General features: G+C 59.5%; 19 protein-coding genes and 1 other annotated feature. Of the genes, 13 read left to right on the forward strand and 6 right to left on the reverse strand.

Going from position 1 to position 20,719, the window contains the following annotated elements:
- Positions 1–162 precede the first annotated feature (162 nt).
- Entirely contained in the window at positions 163–1,989 is a 1,827-nt protein-coding gene (gene ftsH / locus J3352_RS03330; protein ID WP_005931562.1) for an ATP-dependent zinc metalloprotease FtsH, read from the reverse strand.
- A 469-nt stretch (positions 1,990–2,458) separates the two neighbouring features.
- Positions 2,459–2,714 (forward strand) — a binding site (T-box leader).
- Between the two features lie 220 nt (positions 2,715–2,934).
- Here ftsH and J3352_RS03335 point away from each other — a divergent pair.
- From J3352_RS03335 to J3352_RS03385, 11 genes are all read left to right on the forward strand, one after another.
- On the forward strand, positions 2,935–4,587 hold the full coding sequence (locus tag J3352_RS03335) for a 2-isopropylmalate synthase (protein ID WP_005931556.1): 1,653 nt from the start codon (positions 2,935–2,937) through the stop codon (positions 4,585–4,587).
- A 147-nt stretch (positions 4,588–4,734) separates the two neighbouring features.
- Positions 4,735–5,994 (forward strand): 3-isopropylmalate dehydratase large subunit, encoded by a 1,260-nt coding sequence (gene leuC / locus J3352_RS03340; RefSeq protein WP_156065633.1) that lies wholly within the window; start codon positions 4,735–4,737, stop codon positions 5,992–5,994.
- Between the two features lie 19 nt (positions 5,995–6,013).
- Complete coding sequence (gene leuD / locus J3352_RS03345) at positions 6,014–6,499, forward strand: 3-isopropylmalate dehydratase small subunit (protein ID WP_156058482.1); 486 nt, start codon at positions 6,014–6,016, stop codon at positions 6,497–6,499.
- A gap of 170 nt (positions 6,500–6,669) precedes the next feature.
- A complete protein-coding gene (leuB, locus tag J3352_RS03350; protein WP_097770460.1) occupies positions 6,670–7,743 on the forward strand; it encodes a 3-isopropylmalate dehydrogenase in 1,074 nt (357 codons plus the stop codon).
- A gap of 245 nt (positions 7,744–7,988) precedes the next feature.
- On the forward strand, positions 7,989–8,876 hold the full coding sequence (locus J3352_RS03355; RefSeq protein ID WP_156065631.1) for a putative manganese transporter: 888 nt from the start codon (positions 7,989–7,991) through the stop codon (positions 8,874–8,876).
- Positions 8,877–9,121: 245 nt separating this feature from the next.
- Positions 9,122–10,012 (forward strand): Cof-type HAD-IIB family hydrolase, encoded by an 891-nt coding sequence (locus tag J3352_RS03360; RefSeq protein WP_156065629.1) that lies wholly within the window; start codon positions 9,122–9,124, stop codon positions 10,010–10,012.
- Positions 10,009–10,497: a DNA-deoxyinosine glycosylase gene (locus J3352_RS03365; RefSeq protein WP_098924614.1), complete on the forward strand. Its 489-nt coding sequence runs from the start codon at positions 10,009–10,011 to the stop codon at positions 10,495–10,497. The genes J3352_RS03360 and J3352_RS03365 overlap by 4 nt, the downstream gene beginning before the upstream one ends.
- A 185-nt stretch (positions 10,498–10,682) precedes the next feature.
- On the forward strand, positions 10,683–11,306 hold the full coding sequence (locus J3352_RS03370) for a 5-bromo-4-chloroindolyl phosphate hydrolysis family protein (protein WP_156065627.1): 624 nt from the start codon (positions 10,683–10,685) through the stop codon (positions 11,304–11,306).
- A 131-nt stretch (positions 11,307–11,437) separates the two neighbouring features.
- Positions 11,438–12,595, forward strand: a complete 1,158-nt coding sequence (locus J3352_RS03375) for a toxic anion resistance protein (protein ID WP_097770455.1) — start codon at positions 11,438–11,440, stop codon at positions 12,593–12,595.
- 1 nt (position 12,596) lies between these two features.
- On the forward strand, positions 12,597–13,358 hold the full coding sequence (locus tag J3352_RS03380) for a LemA (RefSeq protein WP_156065625.1): 762 nt from the start codon (positions 12,597–12,599) through the stop codon (positions 13,356–13,358).
- Entirely contained in the window at positions 13,355–14,371 is a 1,017-nt protein-coding gene (locus tag J3352_RS03385; protein WP_154276742.1) for a YgcG family protein, read from the forward strand. The genes J3352_RS03380 and J3352_RS03385 overlap by 4 nt, the downstream gene beginning before the upstream one ends.
- Before the next feature lie 61 nt (positions 14,372–14,432).
- On the opposite strand, the gene upp is transcribed toward J3352_RS03385, so the two are convergent.
- The 5 genes from upp to J3352_RS03410 form a co-directional block, all read right to left on the reverse strand.
- On the reverse strand, positions 14,433–15,059 hold the full coding sequence (gene upp / locus J3352_RS03390; protein ID WP_035393712.1) for a uracil phosphoribosyltransferase: 627 nt from the start codon (positions 15,057–15,059) through the stop codon (positions 14,433–14,435).
- Positions 15,060–15,081: 22 nt separating this feature from the next.
- The gene (gene rpiB / locus J3352_RS03395) at positions 15,082–15,528 is read right to left on the reverse strand and encodes a ribose 5-phosphate isomerase B (protein ID WP_005931511.1); all 447 of its coding nucleotides are present in this window, start codon (positions 15,526–15,528) and stop codon (positions 15,082–15,084) included.
- Between the two features lie 8 nt (positions 15,529–15,536).
- Positions 15,537–16,268, reverse strand: coding sequence for a tRNA (adenosine(37)-N6)-threonylcarbamoyltransferase complex dimerization subunit type 1 TsaB (gene tsaB, locus J3352_RS03400; RefSeq protein WP_156065623.1), 732 nt, complete (start codon positions 16,266–16,268; stop codon positions 15,537–15,539).
- Positions 16,265–16,690, reverse strand: a complete 426-nt coding sequence (gene tsaE / locus J3352_RS03405; RefSeq protein WP_156065621.1) for a tRNA (adenosine(37)-N6)-threonylcarbamoyltransferase complex ATPase subunit type 1 TsaE — start codon at positions 16,688–16,690, stop codon at positions 16,265–16,267. Before tsaE ends, tsaB begins: the two co-directional genes overlap by 4 nt.
- Before the next feature lie 139 nt (positions 16,691–16,829).
- Positions 16,830–18,032: a hypothetical protein gene (locus J3352_RS03410; RefSeq protein ID WP_050762776.1), complete on the reverse strand. Its 1,203-nt coding sequence runs from the start codon at positions 18,030–18,032 to the stop codon at positions 16,830–16,832.
- 275 nt (positions 18,033–18,307) lie between these two features.
- On the opposite strand from J3352_RS03410, the gene J3352_RS03415 reads away from it, so the two are divergent.
- Positions 18,308–19,525 (forward strand): FtsW/RodA/SpoVE family cell cycle protein, encoded by a 1,218-nt coding sequence (locus J3352_RS03415; RefSeq protein ID WP_227622529.1) that lies wholly within the window; start codon positions 18,308–18,310, stop codon positions 19,523–19,525.
- A 307-nt stretch (positions 19,526–19,832) separates the two neighbouring features.
- Positions 19,833–20,714 carry a YitT family protein gene (locus tag J3352_RS03420; protein WP_005931496.1) on the forward strand — a complete coding sequence of 294 codons (882 nt, stop codon included), beginning with the start codon at positions 19,833–19,835 and terminating at the stop codon, positions 20,712–20,714.
- The last annotated feature ends 5 nt before the right edge of the window (positions 20,715–20,719 follow it).

The following is a 20,719-nucleotide window of genomic DNA, read 5'->3' on the forward strand; positions in this document are numbered from 1 at the left end:
GCGGCCCCAACAGCAACGCCCTTTATCCGCCACTGGCGGCGGTTGTTACTGTTGCCCCTAATAGTGGGGCCCTTGGCATAAAGGGGAACTCGCAGGGCTCTACGTAGCGCCAGAGCCGCCCCTACTAGGGGCGGTGGCAATGCGAAGCATTGACGGTGGGGTTTAACCTTCCCGGTTCAGGATTTCCATGAACTCGTCACCGGTGATGGTCTCCTTCTGGTACAGATACTGGGCCAGCTCATCCAGCTTTGCGCGGTTGTCGGTCAGGATCTGCACAGCCTTGGCGTGCTGGGCCTTGACCAGCTCCACCACCTTCTGGTCGATCTCACACTGGGTCTGGGCAGAGCAGGCAAGGGAAGTGTCGCCGCCCAGATACTGGTTGTTGACGGTCTCCAGTGCCACCATGTCAAACTCATCGCTCATGCCGTAGCGGGTCAGCATGGCGCGGGCCAGCTTGGTGGCCTGTTCGATATCATTGGAAGCGCCAGTGGTGATGGAGTGGAACACCACTTCCTCGGCGGCACGTCCGCCGGTGAGGGTGGCGATCTTGTTTTCCAGCTCCTCCTTGTTCATCAGGTAGTGGTTGCCCTCGTCCACCTGCATGGTGTAACCCAGAGCACCCGAGGTGCGGGGGATGATGGTGATCTTCTGCACGGGGGCGGAGTGGGTCTGCTTGGCGGCGACCAGAGCGTGGCCGATCTCATGGTAGGCTACGATGCACTTTTCGTGGTCGGTCAGGATGGAGTTCTTTTTCTGGTAGCCTGCAATGACCACCTCGATGCTCTCCTCCAGGTCAGACTGGGTCACGCTCTTGCGGCCTGCACGGACGGCCCGCAGCGCGGCCTCGTTGACGATGTTGGCCAGCTCGGCACCGGACGCACCGGAGGCCATCCGGGCCACGGTGGTAAAGTCGATGCCCGGGGCCAGCGCGACCTTCTTAGCGTGGACCTTCAGGATCTCCTCGCGGCCCTTGAGGTCGGGCAGCTCCACGGGCACCCGGCGGTCAAAGCGGCCGGGGCGGGTCAAGGCAGGGTCAAGGGATTCGGGACGGTTGGTGGCGGCCAGAATGATGACACCGGTGTTGCCCTCAAAACCGTCCATTTCGGTCAGCAGCTGGTTCAGGGTCTGCTCGCGCTCATCGTTGCCGCCGTACTGGCCGCCGCTGCGCTTTTGGCCAATGGCATCGATCTCGTCGATAAACACGATGCAGGGCGCTTTCTCCTTGGCCTGCTTGAACAGGTCGCGCACCTTGGAGGCACCCATGCCCACGAACATCTCCACGAACTCGGAGCCGGAGATGGAGAAGAAGGGCACGTTGGACTCACCGGCCACAGCCTTGGCCAGCATGGTCTTGCCGGTGCCCGGAGGGCCCACCAGCAGGATGCCCTTGGGCATCTTGGCACCAATGCTCTCATACTTGCTGGGGTCATGCAGATAGTTGACGACTTCCTGTAAGTTTTCCTTGGCCTCGTCCTCGCCGGCCACATCCGCAAAGCGGATGCCTGCCGTGGACTGCACATAGACCTTGGCGTTGGATTTGCCCATGCCGCCAAACATCATGGAGCCCGGGCCGCCGCCGGCCTTTTCCATCAGCTTTTTGTTCATCTGGTTGCCGATGGCCGAGAACAGGATGATGGGCAGGACGAACCAAATCAAAAAGTTCAGCACCGGCGAGGACTGCTCCACGATCTCGCTGGAGAAGGTGGCTCCGGCATCGTACAGCCGCTCGGTCAGGCCGGTGTCGTTCATCAGGCCGGTCTTGTAGACCTGCGTCTCGTCCTTATCGGTAAAGATGATCTGGTTGGATTCAATGTCCACACGGCCGATGTTCTTCTCCTCGGTCATGGTCATAAAGGTGCCGTAGTCTACCTCTTTGATCTGGCGCTCCTCCATCCACGGCAGCAGCACAAGGTTGAGGAGCAGCAGCATCAGCAGCACGAGGGCGTAATAGATCGCCAACGGCTTGCGCGGTGTCTTGACTTCTTTCATAGGATTTCCTCCTCGGTAAACGGCCTCGCCCTCTCAGTCTGCTTCGCAGCCAGCTCTCCCAAAGGGAGAGCCTTTGACAAATCGGTCAGGGGCCTTATTCTTTCGATAAGCTTATCTTAACACAACGAAAATTAACAAAAAAGCTTTTCGAGGGCTTGTTTCCAAAAACTTCCCAGATTCTTAACAAACCCCGAAGCCTGGCGGGAGGGAAGCGGGGGAATGCCCTAAGCAAGTGTCCGCTGGGGTGGGACCCTGTTGCCGCAGGCAATAGGGCGGGCGATGGAATGGCCCGTTTCACTTGCGTGGGCATCCCCCGCTTCCCCAGCGCTCTACGATTCGATGCAGAAAGCGCAAAATTTGGAAAATTGTGCCGCTCCTGATGTGAATTTGTTTCATTTTTGATATGAGCCAAACTTCTTGACAGCAAATCCGACGTTTGGTACAATAAGCTCACTTTGAAACACAAAGACCAAATGCGTTGACGGGGAAAAAACGATCTTCTTCTGCTTCAGAGAGCTGCCGGGTGGTGCAAGGCAGTGCGGAGAGCTTCGGTTACTGGCCCCTGAGCGGCAGAGCTGAACGGAGAGTAGGCTCTGACGGATGCCCACCGTTACCGGGGCAGCGATTCGCCGCCAAAAGCTGATCGTGTGAGTGGCTGGTTTTCCAGCAAAGAGAGTGGTACCACGGGTGCTCTGTTAGAAAAATGACAGGCCCTCGTCTCTCAAGGCTTATCGCCTTGGAGACGAGGGCCTTTTCGTATGTAACTCCTTCAGTCAGATCCTTACGGATCTGCCAGCTCCCTCGGGGAGGGAGCCTCTGGCGAAGCGGGAAACTTTACTGTACTGCCAAGGGCCCCATCTCAGAGGGGGCTGTCACCGTAGGTGACTGGGGGAGTTGGGCAGGAAGAAACCTCAAAAGTGTAATTTGTTTAGGAGGACACGCAAAATGATGGACGCAACCAAGTACGCACCGGGATATTACCCTGTCCCTGCCGGTTATGACAGCTGGGTGAAGAAGGATCACATTGAAAAGGCCCCGGCCTGGTGCAGTGTGGATCTGCGCGACGGCAATCAGGCTCTGATCGTGCCCATGAGCCTGGAGGAAAAGTTGGAGTTCTTCCAGATGCTGGTGAAGATCGGCTTCAAGGAGATCGAGGTGGGTTTCCCCGCCGCCAGCGATACCGAGTACGAGTTCCTGCGTACCCTGATCGAGAAAAACATGATCCCGGAGGATGTGACCGTGCAGGTGCTGACCCAGTGCCGCGACCACATTATCCGCAAGACCTTTGAGGCTGTCAAGGGTGCCCCCCGCGCAGTGATCCACTTCTATAATTCTACCTCTGTGGCCCAGCGCGAGCAGGTGTTCCACAAGAGCAGGGAAGAGATCAAGAAGATCGCCACCGACGGCGCAAAGCTGGTCAAACAGCTGAGTCAGGAGTACGAGGGCAACTTCCTGTTTGAGTACAGCCCCGAGAGCTTTACCGGCACCGAGGTGGACTATGCTGTGGAGGTCTGCAACGCAGTGCTGGACATCATGCAGCCCACCCCTGACCGCCCCATGATCATCAACCTGCCCGTTACAGTCGAAATGAGTATGCCCCATGTCTACGCCAACCAGATCGAGTACTGCGACAAGCACCTCAAGTACCGTGACAGCGTGATCATCTCCACCCATCCCCACAACGACCGCGGCACCGGTGTTGCCTGCGCCGAAATGGCCGTTCTGGCCGGTGCTCAGCGCGTGGAGTGCTGCCTGTTCGGCAACGGTGAGCGTACTGGCAATGTGGATGCTGTGACTCTGGCCATGAATCTGTACAGCCACGGCGTAGACCCCAGACTGGACTTTTCCGATATGCCCGAGATCTGCGCTACCTACGAGCGCGTGACCCGGATGCACATCTACGAGCGCACCCCCTACGCCGGTCAGCTGGTGTTTGCAGCCTTCTCGGGCAGCCATCAGGATGCCATTGCAAAGGGCATGGCCTACCGCAAGGAGCGGGGCGAGCACCGCTGGACCTGCCCCTACATCCCCATCGACCCCCACGATATCGGCCGTACCTATGATGCCGATGTCATCCGCATCAACAGCCAGAGCGGCAAGGGCGGTATCGGCTTTGTGCTGGAACAGAACTACGGCTATAACCTGCCCCCCAAGATGCGCGAGGTGCTGGGCTACAAGGTCAAGAGCGTGTCCGACCACAGCCACAAGGAGCTGAGTGCAGGCGAGGTGCTCCGCATCTTCGAGGAGAGCTTCCTCAACCGCGAAAAGCCCCTCCGTGTGGTGGAGGCCCACTTTGCACAGGTCAACGGCATTACCGCCACGGTCACCCTGGATCTGAACGGTCAGCGCAAGGTGGTCACTTCGGTGGGCAATGGTCGTCTGGATGCTGTGGCCAACGCCATCCAGAGCGCCACCGGGATGGACTTCCATCTGGAAAGCTACTCGGAGCACAGCCTGGACGAGGGCAGCACCTCCCGCGCGGCTTCCTATGTGGGCCTTGCCTGGGGGGATGGCAGCATGACCTGGGGTGCCGGCACCGACACCGATATCATCGTCGCCGGCATCAAGGCACTGGTTTCGGCAATTAACAGTAAATAAAAATCGAACTCCCTCAGTCACCTGCGGTGACAGCTCCCTCTAAGAGGGAGCCTGTTGCGTAACGGAAAGGCAAAGAGGCCCCCTCCTAGAGGGGGCTGTCGCGTAAGCGACTGGGGGAGTTATAGAAGATAAAAGGAGAGTATCACCATGGGAATGACTCTGACGCAGAAAATTCTGGCCGCACATGCGGGTTTGCCGGAGGTCAAGGCAGGCCAGCTCATCAATGCTAAGCTCGATATCGTGCTGGGCAACGATATCACTACCCCGGTCGCCATCAACGAGTTTGAGAAGGCAGGCTTTGACGGCGTGTTCGACAAGGAGCACATTGCCATCGTGCTGGATCACTTCGTCCCCAATAAGGACATCAAGAGCGCAACCCAGTCCAAGCAGTGCCGCGAGTTTGCCAACAAATATGATATCCTCAACTTCTACGATGTGGGTCAGATGGGTGTTGAGCACGCCCTCCTGCCCGAAAAAGGCATCGTGACCGCCGGTGACTGCATCATCGGTGCCGACAGCCACACCTGTACCTACGGTGCACTGGGCGCATTCTCCACCGGTGTGGGCTCCACCGATATGGCCGCCGGTATGGCCACCGGCATGGCATGGTTCAAGGTGCCCTCTGCCATCAAGTTTGTGCTCAAGGGCAAGTTCAGCCCCCGCGTATCCGGCAAGGATCTGATCCTGCACATCATCGGCATGATCGGTGTGGACGGCGCACTGTACAAGTCCATGGAATTCACCGGCCCGGGCGTGGCTTCCCTGACCATGGAGGATCGCCTCTGCGTCTGCAACATGGCCATTGAGGCCGGTGCCAAGAACGGCATCTTCCCTGTGGACGAGGTCACCAGAGCGTATCTGAACGGCCGCAGCCAGCGCACCCCGGTCTACTACGAGGCCGACCCGGATGCCGAATACGAAAAGACCATTGAGATCGACCTGGACAAGCTGGAGCCCACGGTCAGCTACCCTCATCTGCCGGAGAACACCCACCCCGCCAGCGAGGGAAAGGACATCCGGATCGATCAGGTGGTCATCGGCAGCTGCACCAATGGCCGTCTGGAGGATATGGAGGCCGCTTACAACATCCTCAAGGGCAGACACATTGCCAAGGGTGTGCGGGGCATCATCATCCCGGCCACCATGGCGGTTTATAAGGAGTGCATCCTGCGCGGCTGGACCGAAGCCTTTATTGATGCGGGCTGCATCGTGTCCACCCCCACCTGCGGCCCCTGTCTGGGCGGCTACATGGGCATCCTGGCCGAGGGGGAGCGCTGTGTCTCCACCACCAACCGCAACTTTGTGGGCCGCATGGGCCATGTCAAGAGTGAAGTCTATCTGGCAAGCCCGGCCACTGCCGCTGCCAGCGCCCTGACCGGCTATATCACCGACCCCCGCACGGTCTGATCGAAAAGGAGAAACAACGATGAACGCAAAAGGTTCTGTTTTCAAATACCCGGATAACGTGGATACCGATGTCATCATTCCGGCCCGCCACCTGAACACCCAGGACCCCAAGGAGCTGGCCAGCCACTGCATGGAGGATATCGACAAGGACTTTGTCCGGAATGTCAGGGATGGCGATGTCATGGTGGGCGGCTGGAACTTCGGCTGCGGCTCCTCCCGTGAGCACGCCCCCGTGGCCATCAAGGCCGCGGGCATCTCAGTGGTCATTGCCAAGAGCTTTGCCCGCATCTTCTACCGCAACAGCATCAACATCGGCCTGCCCATCATGGAGTGCCCCGAGGCTGTGGATTCCATCAGCGCAGGGGATACCGTCAGCGTGGATTTTACTACCGGCCTCATCACCGATGAGACCACCGGCAAGACCTTCCAGGCGGAACCCTTCCCGCCGTTTATCCAGAAGATCATTGCCGACGGTGGCTTGATGAAGTCGCTGACCAAGAAATAAACCCCACCGTCAATGCTGACGCATTGCCACCGCCCCTAGTAGGGGCGGCTCTGGCGTTGCGGAAAGCTCTGCGAGTTCCCCTTTATGCCAAGGGCTCCCCATACTAGGGGAGCTGTCGCGCAAGCGACTGAGGGGTTTGGGTAAGAAGCTGTTGAGGAGAATTTAGAACTATGGAAAAAAACATTGCTGTCATCTGGGGCGACTGCTCCAGCCCCGAGATCGTGAAACAGACCATCCGGGTGCTTGATAAGGTGGCTGAAAAGTACGGCCACACCTTCCACTATACCGATGCCGCCATGGGCGGCGAAGCCATTGACAAGTACGGCGACCCGCTGCCCCAGCACGAGCTGGACAAGTGCCTTGCTGCGGACAGCGTCCTGCTGGGTGCCGTGGGCGGCCCCAAGTGGGAGGGCCTGCCCGGTGAGCAGCGCCCGGAAAAGGGCCTGCTGCGCCTGCGCGCGGGCATGGGCCTGTACTCCAACAACCGCCCCGCAAAGATCTGGCCCCAGCTGGCCCCGGCCAGCCCCCTGAAGCCTGAGATCGTGGCACAGGGCATTGACTTCATCATCGTGCGGGAGCTGATCGGCGGCGTGTACTTCGGCAAGCACGAGACCCACACCCTCGAGAACGGCGAAAAGCAGGCCATCGACTCCATGCCCTACTCTGAGCACGAGATCGAGCGCATTGGCCGCATCGGCTTCGAGACCGCCCAGAAACGCCGCAAAAAGCTCTGCTGTGTGGATAAGGCCAACGTGCTGGATACCAGCCGCCTGTGGCGCAGTGTGATGCACCGCCTGCAGGCCGAGTACCCGGACGTGGAGTACAGCGAGATGTTCGTGGACAACTGTGCCATGCAGATCGTAAAGAACCCCGCGCAGTTCGATGTCATCGTCACCGAGAATATGTTCGGCGATATCCTGTCGGACGAGGCTTCCATGATCACCGGCTCCATCGGCATGATCCCGTCCTCCTCTCTGGGTGATGGCACCCGGGGCCTGTACGAGCCTATCCACGGCTCGGCCCCCGACATTGCGGGCAGGGATATCGTCAACCCCACCGCCTGCATCCTCTCTGCCGCCATGATGCTGCGCTACTCCTTTGGCATGACTGAGGAAGCCGATGCCATTGAGAACGCCGTGAACAAGGTGCTGGACAAGGGCCTGCGCACGGCAGACAACATGAGCGAAGGCTGCACCTGCCTGGGCTGCACCGCCATGGGCGATGCGATCCTGGCCGAGATCTGATCTGAAATGAATCGCCCTCTCTGTCAGCGTGAGCGCGCTGCCACCTCTCCCGAAGGGGGAGCTGGCAAGGCCTGCGGCCTTGACGGAGAGGGCATTTTCGTTCTCCCAAAAACAAAAATGCAAACTTTTTGCAAATTCCTCTTGCAATTTGCATCCGAAGCGTGTATAATCTCCCTTGCACGAAAATGCAAATTGATTGCAATTTACTGCAATAAAGCACATTACAGTTGTTTTTGGAGTATCAAATGGAATTGTTTCTGGATGTTCTGGGCGAATCTCTGGTGGACACCGCCAAGATGCTGCCCTTCCTGTTTTTGGCCTATCTGTTCATTGAATATGTGGAGAACCGCCACGGCGAGCGCATCGAAGCCATTCTGGCGGGCGGCGGACGCTGGGGCTCTGTTCCGGCGGCGCTGCTGGGCTGTGTGCCCCAGTGCGGTTTCTCTGCCATTGCGTCCAATTTCTATGCGTCCCGGGTCATCAGCCTGGGCACGCTGATGGCCGTGTTCCTCGCCACCAGCGATGAAGCGGTTCCGCTGCTGGTCTCCATGCCTGCCTACTGGGATAAGCTGGTGCTGCTCATGGTCATCAAGGTGCTCTACGCCATTGCGGTGGGCCTGGTGCTGGATTTTGTCCTGCGGGGCGTTCTGCCCAGGAGCCTGCGGGGCGGCTATACCGGCAGCGCCGATGAGATCGACTGCCACGAGGAGCACAGCGATGAGGAGGGCAAGCCCGCCCCCATCTGGAAAGCCGCCCTTCGCCACACGCTGGAGATTTTCGTGTTCATCTTTGTGTTCAGTCTGGTGTTCGGCCTCATTGTGGAGGGCGTGGGCGAGGATGTCTTTGCCGACGCTCTGGGCCGGATGGGCTTCTTCCAGCCGGTGGTGGCCGCACTGGTGGGGCTGATCCCCAACTGTGCCGCCAGCGTCCTGCTGACCCAGCTCTATGTGGAGGGAGCCCTCCGCTTTTCCAGTCTGGTGGCAGGTCTGTGCACCGGCGCGGGCGTGGGCCTGGCCGTTCTCTGGCGGGCAAACCCCTCCTGGAAGCAGAACCTCTTTATCACCGGCCTGACCTGGGCTGCCGGTGCGGCTGTGGGTGTTGGGATCCAGATCATGGTAGCCATTTTCGGTTAAAGTAAAATATTCAGTCAAAACGCCGTTTCGGGATATCCCGGAGCGGCGTTTTGTGTTATACTAGACAGTATCAAAACGATAAAATGGTTCACCCTCTCCGTCATCGCTTGCGCGATGCCACCTCCCCCAAAGTGGGAGGTCTTGACAGTCTTTGGGAAGTTTCCGATTATGTCAAAAGCTCTCCCTTTGGGAGAGCTGGACGCGAAGCGGCCTGAGAGGGTGAGGATGCTGAAATAGGAGCAACTATGCAATATAAACTTCTGGCAAGCGATTTCGACAATACCCTTGTTCCCTTTGGTGAGCCCTGCCCTCGCCCGGCGGTGGTCAAGGCCGTGAAAAAGATGCAGGCCGCAGGCGGCAAATTTGTGCTGAGCACCGGCCGCGGCTACTGCGTGATCAACAAGCAGCAGCTGGGCGGCATCCGGTTCGACTACGCCATCACCAACAACGGAGCCTGCGTGGTGGACAGGGACGGCGCGATCATCGCCGAGCACCCGATGACCAATGAGGAAATGTACGCCCTGGTGGATTTCTGCGAGGATTACAACTACCCTCTGCAGTTCAATTTCCGGGATGGCTACTATGCCTACTGCGAATACGAGAGCCTCCGGGATTTCTACGCCCAGCTGAGCGGCAGCGGCCTGACCTGCAAGGACGGCGAGGATCAGGACCGCCATCTCATCGATATGCCCCATGCCGCCTTTGCCTGCCTGCCCGATGAGGCGCTGGAGGCGTTCAGCCGGAAGTACGGCCACCTGAACCTCCGTTTTATGATGGTGGGTGCTGTGCGGGAGGGCAGCTGGCACTGCTATGATATCGTCCGGGAGGGCATTGATAAGGGGGTGGGTCTGGCTGACCTGTGTGAAACCGTGGGTCTGACGCTGGCCGATGCTGTTTCGGCGGGCGATTCCGCCAATGATGTGGGAATGCTGAAGGCGGCAGGACTGGGCTGCTGTATGGCCAACGGCTCAGACGATGCCAAGGAAGCCGCAGACCGCATCATCGGGGATGTGCGGGAGGACGGCCTTGCCGCCCTCATTGAGGAGCTGTGGTTCGACGGCCCCCGTGCGGAGCCCTCGGACCATCAACTTGGCTCTCCCTGGGGCCAGATGGAAGCTGCGGAGGAAAAGCAGTGAGCTTTGCACCGGTCTACAACGAGCACAGCCGGGCGCTGATCCTGGGCACCTGGCCCAGCCCCAAGAGCCGGGAAATGTCCTTCTACTACGGCCACCCGCAAAACCGCTTCTGGCCCATGCTGGCGGCCCTGACCGGGGAGCCTGTGCCCGCCCGGGAGGATATCGAAGCAAAAAAGCAGATTATCCTGCGCCACGGGCTGGCCCTGTGGGATACGCTGGAAAGCTGTACCATCACCGGCGCGTCGGATGCGTCCATCCGGGACGTGGTGCCCAATGATATTGCCGGTCTGCTGGCAAAAGCGCCCATTGAGGCTGTTTTTTGCAACGGGGCCACGGCATATAAGATCTATACAAAGTATCTTGAGCCGGTCAGCGGCATTCCGGCGGTCAGGCTGCCCAGCACCAGCCCCGCCAATGCCGCCTGCAGGCCGGAAAAATTACGGGAGATCTGGCAGAAAGAATTGTCGAACTGGATTCTGCCTTGAATGCCGCGCGGACTTACCCGATCTGCCAGGGGCTCCCCTATGAGGAGAGCTGGCGCGCAAGCGCCTGAGAGGTTTGACATTTCGATTTCAAACCTGTAAATAATTCGTGAAACGCTTGCGCCCCGCTGGAAAAGGATTTATTATGGAAGATACAGGGGGCGCAGCTCCCGGAAAAGGAGGAACCCATGAGCAAGATCATTCGCACCCGGAAGCCCAGTGTCCTGCCGTACTACGCGGCGGCGCTGGCATTTGTGGTGCTGTGTGCCGTGCTTCCGGTCTATCGGCTGTGGGCACTGCTGGCGGCGCTGGGCGCGGCTGTGCTGGCCTTTGCCGGGGCCAAAAAGATCTGCCCGATCCGGGTGGTGGAGACGGAAGTGCCCTTCCATACCGGTGTGGACGATGTGGATGCCATGCTGACCGAGATGCAGCAGCAGCTGGATACCCTCCATGCCCTGAACGAAGCCCTGCCGGACCCGCAGCTCTCCGCCGCCATGGCCCGGATGGAAAAGGCAGGCCGCTCCATTGTGGAAACGGTGGAAGCCACCCCCGCCAAGGCAAAGCAGGTGCGGCGGTTCGCCAATTACTATCTGCCCGATGCCGTGAACGTGCTGCAGCAGTACGCCAAGCTGGCAAAGCAGGGGGTGCGGGGCGAGAATGCCGCCTCCATCCGCGCAGAGGTGGAGCGCAACGCAGCCTCCATTGCCACGGCATTTGAAAATCAGCTGGATGCCCTGTATGCTGCCGAGAGCATGGACCTCTCGGCAGACCTGACCGTTTTGCAGAATATGCTGAAAGGGCAGGGATTGTAACAACCCTCTCAGTCAAAGCCTGACGGCTTTGCCAGCTCCCCCGAAGGGGGAGCCCTTGGCAAACCGGTTAGAAAATAGCGCACGCCGATAGGCGGCAGGCGCTGTCGTAATTGGAAAGGATGGAATCAACAATGGCTGACAACAACACTCTGAACTTCGACCTCGATGCTCCTGCAGTGCCCACCCTGACGCTGGACCCTACCCCGGAGGCAGCAGCTGAGGAGAAAAAGCCTGAGCCCGCCCCGGCGGCCCAGCAGCCGGAGGTGCAGCTGACCCCTGAGGAGCAGGCAATGGTGGATTCCTTTGCGGAAAAGATCGATATCACCAACAGCCAGCAGGTGCTGCAGTATGGCTCCGCCTGCCAGAAGAAGATCGGCGATTTCTCCGAGGCTGCTCTGGCCAAGGTGTCCACCAAGGATCTGGGCGAGGTGGGCGATATGATCACCAACCTCATCGGGGAGCTGAAGAGCTTTGATGCCAATGAGGAGCAGCAGAAGGGCATTCTGGGCTTCTTCAAAAAGAAGGGCAATGAGCTGGACAACCTGAAGACCAAGTACAACAAGGCCGAGACCAACGTGGAGAACATCCAGTCCATGCTGGAGGGCCATCAGGTGCAGCTGCTGAAAGACATCGCCATGCTGGATAAGATGTACGAGCTGAACATGGCCTACTTCAAGGAGCTGAGCATGTATATCCTGGCCGGCAAGAAAAAGCTGGCCGAGGTCCGTGCAAACGAGCTGCAGCAGGCCATGGACAAGGCCAAGCAGTCCGGCCTGCCCGAGGATGCTCAGGCCGCCCGCGACCTGGCAGACCAGTGCGAGCGCTTTGAGAAAAAGCTGTACGATCTGGAGCTGACCCGGAACATCAGCCTGCAGATGGGCCCCCAGATCCGCCTGCTGCAGAACAACAACACCATGATGGCTGAGAAGATCCAGTCCACCATCGTCAACACCATCCCGCTGTGGAAGAACCAGATGGTGCTGGCGCTGGGTCTGGCCCACACCCAGAAGGCCATGCAGGCCGAGCGTGCCGTGACCGACATGACCAACGACCTGCTCAAGAAGAATGCCGATGCCCTCAAGATGGGCACCATCGAGACCGCCAAGGAGAGCCAGCGCGGCGTGGTGGATATCGAGACCCTGCAGCAGACCAACAAGAGCCTGATCGAGACCCTGGACGAGCTGAACAAGATCCAGACCGAGGGCCGCGCAAAGCGTGTGGCTGCCGAGCAGGAGCTGACCCGCATCGAGGACGAGCTGAAACAAAAGATGATGGAGATCCGGAGCTGAAATGGCAAACGCTGATTTTTCCAGAGAACAGAATCAAACGCCCGGCGGCTTTGACAGCGGCAGCTACCGCGAGGCAAAGCGCCCGGACACCGAGGCAGTGCGCCTGACCCCCTTGCAGCAGAAGCTGGCCGGGCTGGAAAAGGCGCTGCCCGCCGCACTGGCAAAGCAGGGCACAGCCCTTGTGCTGAGCGTGGTGGTGATGCTGGCGGCGTTCGTGGGCTTTGGCGGTGCCAAGGTCAGGGGGAAGTATAACGAGGCCCGCCAGTGGTTCACCACCGGCGTTTCGGCAGACAACGGTTATGCCCTGAGCGAGGAGCTGACCACCCGTGCCAACACGGCGGCAAATATCATCACCACCGGCGCAAACACGCTGGGGGCCGACAGCGCCGAGGTGCAGGCCGCACAGGCAGCGCTGGATGATTTCTCTGCCTGCCTGGAAGCAGTGCAGAACGGCAGCAAAAAGCAGTCCCTGACCTCGCTGCCCTATTATCAGGGCAGTGCCATGCACGCCCTTTATCAGGCCAATGAGGCTTTGGGCACTGTGATCGACCAGCTCTATGCAAAAATGCAGGAGCAGGCCGCTGACCCCATGAAGATGGGGGCAGTGCAGGGCCAGTACGGCCAGTTCAACAGCGCAGACACCATCATCGGCAATCTGCAGTACAATGATGCAGTGTATGAGTATCAGAACGATGTCGGCGGCTTCCCGGCCAGTATGCTGGGCAGGCTGTTCGGCGTACAGGAGGTGGAACCCTTCGCATGAAAACGATGAAACGATTTGCCGCCCGCATCTGCGCCCTGTTCGTGGTGCTGACCGTCAGCCTGACGGCTCTGGTGCCCGCCGCCTTTGCGGCCACCAAGGCCCAGCTGCCTGATCTGCCCAGCAGTCAGTGCGTGGTGGATGATGCCAACATCCTGAGCAGCAGCACCAAAACGGCCATTGAGAACCTGAATGCACAGCTCACCCAGCAGTGCGAGGGTGCACAGATCGGCGTATTGACTGTGGATTATACGGGAAGTTTATCCACGGAGGATTACGCCGTGCAGGCCGCCAACACCTGGGGGCTGGGCAGCTCCAGCAAAAACAACGGTGTGCTGATCCTGCTGGTCATGCAGTCCCAGCAGTACGCCGATGGCGACTATTACCTTGCCACCGGTGACGGCTTCCGCAATACCACGCTGGAAAAGCAGGCCAGCGCCATTGCCCAGACCATGGAGGATTCCTTCGCGGCGGGCGATTATGACGCGGCTGTGACCACCTGTGCCAACAATGTGGCCAGTACGATTGCCGATCTCTACGGTGTGACCCTGAGCGGGACCACCGGCACGGTCAGCAACGGCAATACAGATGGTTATAACAACGGAAATGATTACTATGAGGCCCCGGCAGCATCCTATCAATCGCCCTTCCTCACCCTTCTGGCAGTGGTGATCGTGGTGTTTGCCCTGACCTCCATCTTCGGCGGCATCCGGCGCGGCTTTGGCGGCGGCGGGTTTGGCCCCTTCTTCGGTTTCGGGCTGGGCTACGGCCTGGGCAGCAGACGGCGGCGCAGACCTCCGTATGATGATTGGGGCCCCGGCGGCCCCCGTGGCCCGCGCGGGCCCAGACCGCCCCGCGGCGGCGGGCCGCGTCCTCCCCGTGGGGGCGGCGGCTTCGGCGGTGGTTCCTTTGGCGGCATGGGCGGCGGACGCTCCGGCGGCAGCTTTGGCGGGGGCGGCAGCTTCCACGCAGGCGGCGGCTCCTTCCATGGCGGCGGCGGTGGCCGCGGGCGGTAAGATCTGAGTAAACAAAAAGTGGGCGGTTCGTGTGAACCGTCCACTTTTTGTTGATTCAGATTTACTTCGTGCCGTAGATGCGGTCGCCGGCATCGCCCAGGCCGGGAACGATGTAGCCGTTCTCGTTCAGGTGGTCGTCCTTAGCGCCCAGGTAGATGTCAACATCGGGGTGAGCCTTGTGCAGGGCCTCAATGCCTTCCGGAGCAGCGATCAGACCGATGAACTTGATGCGCTTTGCACCGTGCTTCTTGATCTGAGTAATGGCATCAATGGCGCTGCCGCCGGTTGCCAGCATGGGGTCCAGAACCAGAACGTCACGCTCGGCGATATCCTGGGGCAGCTTGCAGAAATATTCCACGGGCTGCAGGGTCTCCTCGTTGCGGTACAGGCCGATGAAGCCGACCTTTGCAGCGGGCAGCAGGGTCAGCATACCGTCCAGCATACCCATGCCTGCACGCAGGATGGGCACCAGAGCCAGCTTGCGGCCTGCCAGCACCTTGGTCTTTGCCATGGTGATGGGGGTCTCGATCTCGACCTCCTCCATGGGCAGGTCACGGGTGGCCTCGTAGCACAGCAGGGTTGCGATCTCGCCGACCAGATCACGGAACTCCTTGGTACCGGTCTGCTTGTTGCGCAGGATGCTCAGCTTGTGCTGCAGCAGGGGATGCTCAACGATCATAGGGGTCATAAATACACGCTCCTTTTTATGTTTATCGGGTTTCGATTGCCATCAGTTTTGCAATGCGCTTTTCGTGGCGGCCGCCCTCAAACGGGGTGTTCAGGAACAGATCCACCAGCTGGCAGGCAAGGCCGGGGCCGACAACGCGGCCGCCCATGCACAGGGCGTTGGCATCGTTGTGGCGGCGGGTGTACTCGCAGCTGAAGCTGTCGGAGCAGCAGCAGGCGCGGATGCCCTTGACCTTGTTGGCGGCCATGCTGATGCCGACACCGGTGCCGCAGAACAGCAGGGCTTTATCGCACTGACCACTGACCACAGCGTCACAGGCAGGCAGTGCCATGTCGGGGTAATCCACGCTGGCAGTGCTGTGGGTGCCAAAGTCGATATACTCCAGCCCCAGCTCGTCCAGGTGAGCCTTGACGGCTTCCTTCAGTTCAAAACCGCCATGGTCGGCGGCAAGCGCAATGGGTTTTGCCATGAGAAATTTCAATCCTTTCCGTTTTCCGTATCGTTGTTCCGGGCAGCGGCCTCGGCAGCAAGTCGCTCGGCGCGTTCCCGCTCGGCCTGGCTCAGGCGGTGATAATCCGGCAGCAGGGCCTCAGGCAGAACGGCTTCGCCCCGCTGGGCCATCTGCTTGGCCACCAGTGCCACGGCAGCGGCCCGGCCGCCCCGCAGCTCTGGCGGAACAGAGAGCACGCCCGGAACATTGCTGTATTTATTATAGCACAGAGATGCGCCATCACCAACAAAAAACAGGGGCTTTTTGCAATTTTCTACAAATTGGGCAAGGTCAGCCACAGCCCGGGCATCGTCATCCAGCAGGCGGGTGTGGGTGGCCAGGTCAAAAGCGGCGCTGTACACCTGGGCGCGGCGGGCATCCAGTGCGCAGAGCACGGTGCCCTCGCCGGTGTGGGCAGCGGCCAGCGCTTCCAGTGTGGAGACCGGGGCACAGAGGGTCTCGCGGGGGAAAGCAAGCCCCTTGACGGCGGCCAGCCCGATGCGCAGGCCGGTAAAGCTGCCGGGGCCTGCGTTCACACCGAACAGGTCGATGTCTGCACAGGTCAGGCCGCACAGCTTCAGGCAGTGATCCACCAGCGGCATCAGGGTCTCGCTGTGGGTCATGCCGCCGTCCAGATAGCACTCGTACTTCAGGCGGTCGTCCTGCAGCAGGGCCACGCCCAGTGTTTTACCGGCGGTGTCTACGGCTAAGATATTCATACGCTGACCCCCTCGATGGTGATGCGGCGGGTGGTGTCGTCCACCCGGTCAATGTTGATATGGATCGGGTCTTCCGGGGCCAGCAGGTCGGCGAAGTTTTCGCTCCACTCAGCGGCCACAATGGCACCCTGATCCAGATAATCGTAGAAACCGGCGGCACACAGGTCGTTCTCGGTGGAGATGCGGTAGAGGTCGAAGTGGGCCAGCGGGCGGGGGCCGCGGTAATAGTTGACGATGGCAAAGGTGGGGCTGCTGACCGGGTCGGTGCAGCCCAGCCCATCGGCCAGGCCCTCACAAAAGGCGGTCTTGCCCGCGCCCAGACCGCCGGTGAAGGCGATCAAGGCCCCGTCCGGCAGCACTGCCGCCAGCTTCCGGCCAAGCGCCACCGTTTCTTCTCTGGAGTGTGTAATATATTCAGCCATACAATGCTCCTTCATCTTGAAGCTTGAACTTTCCCGTTTTGCCAGCTGTCTGCGAAGCAGACTGAGAGGTAAATCAAAAGGGATGACAGAAACTTCTGCCATCCCCCAGTATAATATAAATCGAGCAAAAGTGCAACGCTCAAGCGGCCTGCTGTACTTCCTGTGGGACAGGTGCCGCGTTCGGTTCGATCAGCCGGACCCCAACATCGCCGAACAGCAGCGGGTAAGCTGCCGCCGCATGGGGGCGCTTGCCGCCCTGCGCGTTGTACCAGACCAGATCATCCGCGCCATAGGTATCCATGGAGTGCTGAACGGATTCCTGCAGGGTCTGGCCCAGGATCAGGTGATTGACGGTATCCCACAGCATACTGCGGGAATACACGGTGTAGACGTTGTTCACATAGCCTGCCACTGCTTTGGCACCACCGGCCAGCAGGGCATCGGCCATGGAGGTATCCAGACTGCCGCTCACGCCAAGGAACTCACAGGTCTCGGAGAGCACTACGGTGTCCTTGAGCTGGCCGCCCCGGTATGCCGCCCGGAAAAAGCTGGGCGTGATGCAGTACAGGCCGTTGATCTTGATGACCCGGTGGGTCAGCAGATCAATGCCGTAGTAGAGGTCTTTGTAGAAATCCGATTCCTCTGTCAGCAGGATGACCGGCTCGGTACGGGTCTGCTTGAACAGAAAACCGGAGGTGTAGGTGTAGTAGGAGCCGTGGGCGCTGAGGATGCACAGCCCGTAATCGTTCATCCGTTTCAGGTCAGAGACGGTGACTGTGGTATCGATGCGGGTGTGCAGGCCCATCGCCGTCCAGAAGCCCTTCATATAGGAGTAGTACGGGTAGCGGGAGCTGTTCACGGTGTTGTCAAAGGCGTAGTAGATCATGGCGCTGCCCAGATCACCCTGCGGGGCGTTGGACATTTCGTGCAGATCCACAGCGGGCAGTTCGGAAGGGGCGAAGGGAGTATTCTCTTCGTCCGGGTCCTCCACCAGAACGCCGCCCAGCGCACCGCAGCTGTACGCAAAGCTGACCATGCCGTTTTCTTTGTCCACATGGAGAGAGCGCGCCGAAACAAGCCCTTCCTCGGCCAGCTGCTGCAGCTGTGCCACGGCGGCATCCAGCCGCTGGGCACGGGTCATCTCAGCGTAAGCGTCGCTGCCGGTCAGGGCGGTCACGGCGCTGTCGGCCTGCTGCATCTCCTGAGCATCGGCAGTGGTCAGCGTGGTCTGGGCCACGGTGTCGGCTGTCTGTGCGGCAAAAGCAGAAGCAGGGAAGAGCGCGGAAATAAAAACAGTCAGTGCGCAGAGCGCGCACAGAAAGCGATGAGAGTTTGTTTTCATCTTGGAAGTTCCTCCGGAAAAATCCTGCCGAAAAAGCAGGTCTCCAGCTTCCATTTTAGAAGGTGGAGGGGGCTTTGTCAAGGCTGCGGCAAATATTTTGCAGAGTTGTCACAGGATGAAAAGATCTGTGGAAAAAACTTCCGCAATCTTGCGCAAAAAAGGGCGGTGCGGTATACTTATATTACATAATGGAGCAGTATACGCCCTCTCTGGCATTGCGGACGAGCGAAGCAGACCTGAGCGGGCGATCCAATGAAAGAAAGAGGTGTTTTCGTTTGGAAAACATTCGGCGCTACTTCAAGCGCACCGATAAAACTTACCTGCTGCTGTGCATCTTCAGCAGCGTGATGGCTGTGACAGCGCTTTCGAGCTGGGCAGCCAAGCAGGGCAATGGCTTTGCCGTGGATGAGATCACCGGCCAGATCACCGGTCTGGGCGATTACCGCCGGGCGGCGGTGCAGGCGGGTGCAGCCCTCATCGGGCTGGTCATTGCGGTGCTGCTGTCCAATATCGATTACCGCAGCCTGGTGAAGGTGTGGCCGGTGCACGTGGCCCTGACCTGGGGCATGGTGCTGCCCACGCTGGTGCTGCGCAATGTGAGCATCGGCCCGCTGACCATCGGCTACAACGCGGGTGATACCGACAATTATTCCTGGTACAAGCTGGGGGGCTTTACCCTGCAGCCCACAGAGCTGGCCAAGATCAGCTTTATCCTGACTTTTGCCATGCACCTGAACAATGTGCGCACCCGGCTCAACGAGCCAAAGGAGCTGGGCAAGCTGCTGCTGCATCTGGCAGTGCCCATCCTCATCATCCATGTTCAGGGCGACGACGGCACCGCCATCATCTATGCCATCATCGGCTGCTGCATGATGTTTGCGGCGGGCCTGAGCTGGAAGTATATCCTGGGGGCGGTCTCGGCGGCGGCAGTGGCTATGGCGACGGCGTTCGCCTTTTTCAGCGATAAGATCGGCAAGGGATACCAGTGGTACCGTATCCTTGCTGTCATCGATCCCGATAACAAAACCGGCTGGGCCCCCAGCGAGACCATCTGGAAGAACATCATCTACCAGCAGCAGCGCGGCGAGATCGCGCTGGGCTCGGGCGGCATCTTTGGCAATGGGCTGTTTGGCGGCAGTTATTACAGCGTGCCCAACGCCCACAACGATTTCATCCTGAGCTGGATCGGCAACGCGGCGGGCTTTGTGGGCTGCTGTGTGGTGCTGGGCGTGCTGTTCGCACTGGTCATCAAGACTTTCCTCACCGGTGCCCGCAGCGAGGATCTGCTGGGTGCCTTCATCTGCGCGGGCATCGGCGGCGCTCTGATGGCCCAGATCGCCGTGAACGTGGGCATGAACCTGCGCGTTCTGCCCGTGATCGGTGTCACCCTGCCGTTCTATTCGGCGGGCGGCAGCTCGGTGCTGATGCTGTACATCTGTGTGGGCCTGGTGCTCTCGGTCTATACCCACAATACGAAAAAGCTGTTCGGCTGAGCCGGAACAGAACGCGGCCCCGGAGAGAAGGAAAACTCTCCGGGGCCGCGTTTGTATGTCAGCCAAAGGTATTGCGCAGCTTGTTGGCAAGCCGTTTCAGCTGAGACCGGTGAGAGAACAGTTCCCGATGGGAGAACCGCTGAAATTTGAGGGAGAATTTTGGTGGAGTTGACAGTTTTCACCCGCAAAAGACGGCGTGTGTGGAATTTGCCCTTGACCCCGGGGCGTTCCGTGTTACAATATTTCCGGTACAGCCTGTCTGTTTGGGCTGCGGAACACAAAAAAGGAGTATTGAACGGTAAATTTTATGGATACGAATGCGGAATCTCCCATGCAGAACAAGGTCATTGAATATGTCAAGCAGTATGCAATGATCACGCTGAGCATTTCCATCATGTCGGTGGGTGTGTACTTTTTCAAATTCCCCAACAACTTCGTTTTTGGCGGCGTGACCGGTATGGCGGCGCTGGCGGCCAAGCTCACCCCGCTGTCGGCTTCGGCCTTTTCCTCGGCGGCCAACATGATCCTGCTGGGGGTGGGCCTGATCTTTCTGGGCAAAAAGTTTGCCATGACCACCGGCTATGCCACTGTGGTCATGTCGCTGGAGCTGATGGCGCTGGAAAAGATCTGCCCCCTGCGCGGCCCCTTGAGCGACCAGCCCATGCTCGACCTGCTGTTTGCCATTGCCCTGCCGGCCATTGCGTCGGCTCTGCTGTTCAATGTGGGCGCTTCCTCCGGCGGCACGGATGTTATTGCCCTCATTGTGGAAAAGTATACCCACATCCACAACGTGGCGGTGGCGCTGTTCCTGACTGACCTGTTCATGGTCATTGCGGCCTGCTTTGTGTTCGACCTGTACACCGCCCTCTATTCCTTCGTGGGTCTGACCGTGAAATCGCTGGTCATTGATGCCGTGTTGGAAAAGATCAAGATGTGCAAGGCCATCCTCATCGTCTGCGACGACAGGAAGCCAATCTGTGATTTTGTCATGCGCAAGCTGGTGCGCGGCGCAACCTATACGCCCTGCTTCGGCGCGTATACCGACAAGCCCCACTACATCATCTACACCACCCTGACCCGCCGCGAGGCCGACCAGCTGCAGGATTTTATCCACAAACAGCACCTGAACGCCTTCATGTCCATGCTGAGCACCACCGAGGTGTTCGGCAAGGGCTTCAACCACGCATAAGGAGG

Source organism: Faecalibacterium sp. Marseille-Q4164 (assembly GCF_017377545.1).
GTDB classification, from domain to species: domain Bacteria; phylum Bacillota; class Clostridia; order Oscillospirales; family Ruminococcaceae; genus Faecalibacterium; species Faecalibacterium duncaniae.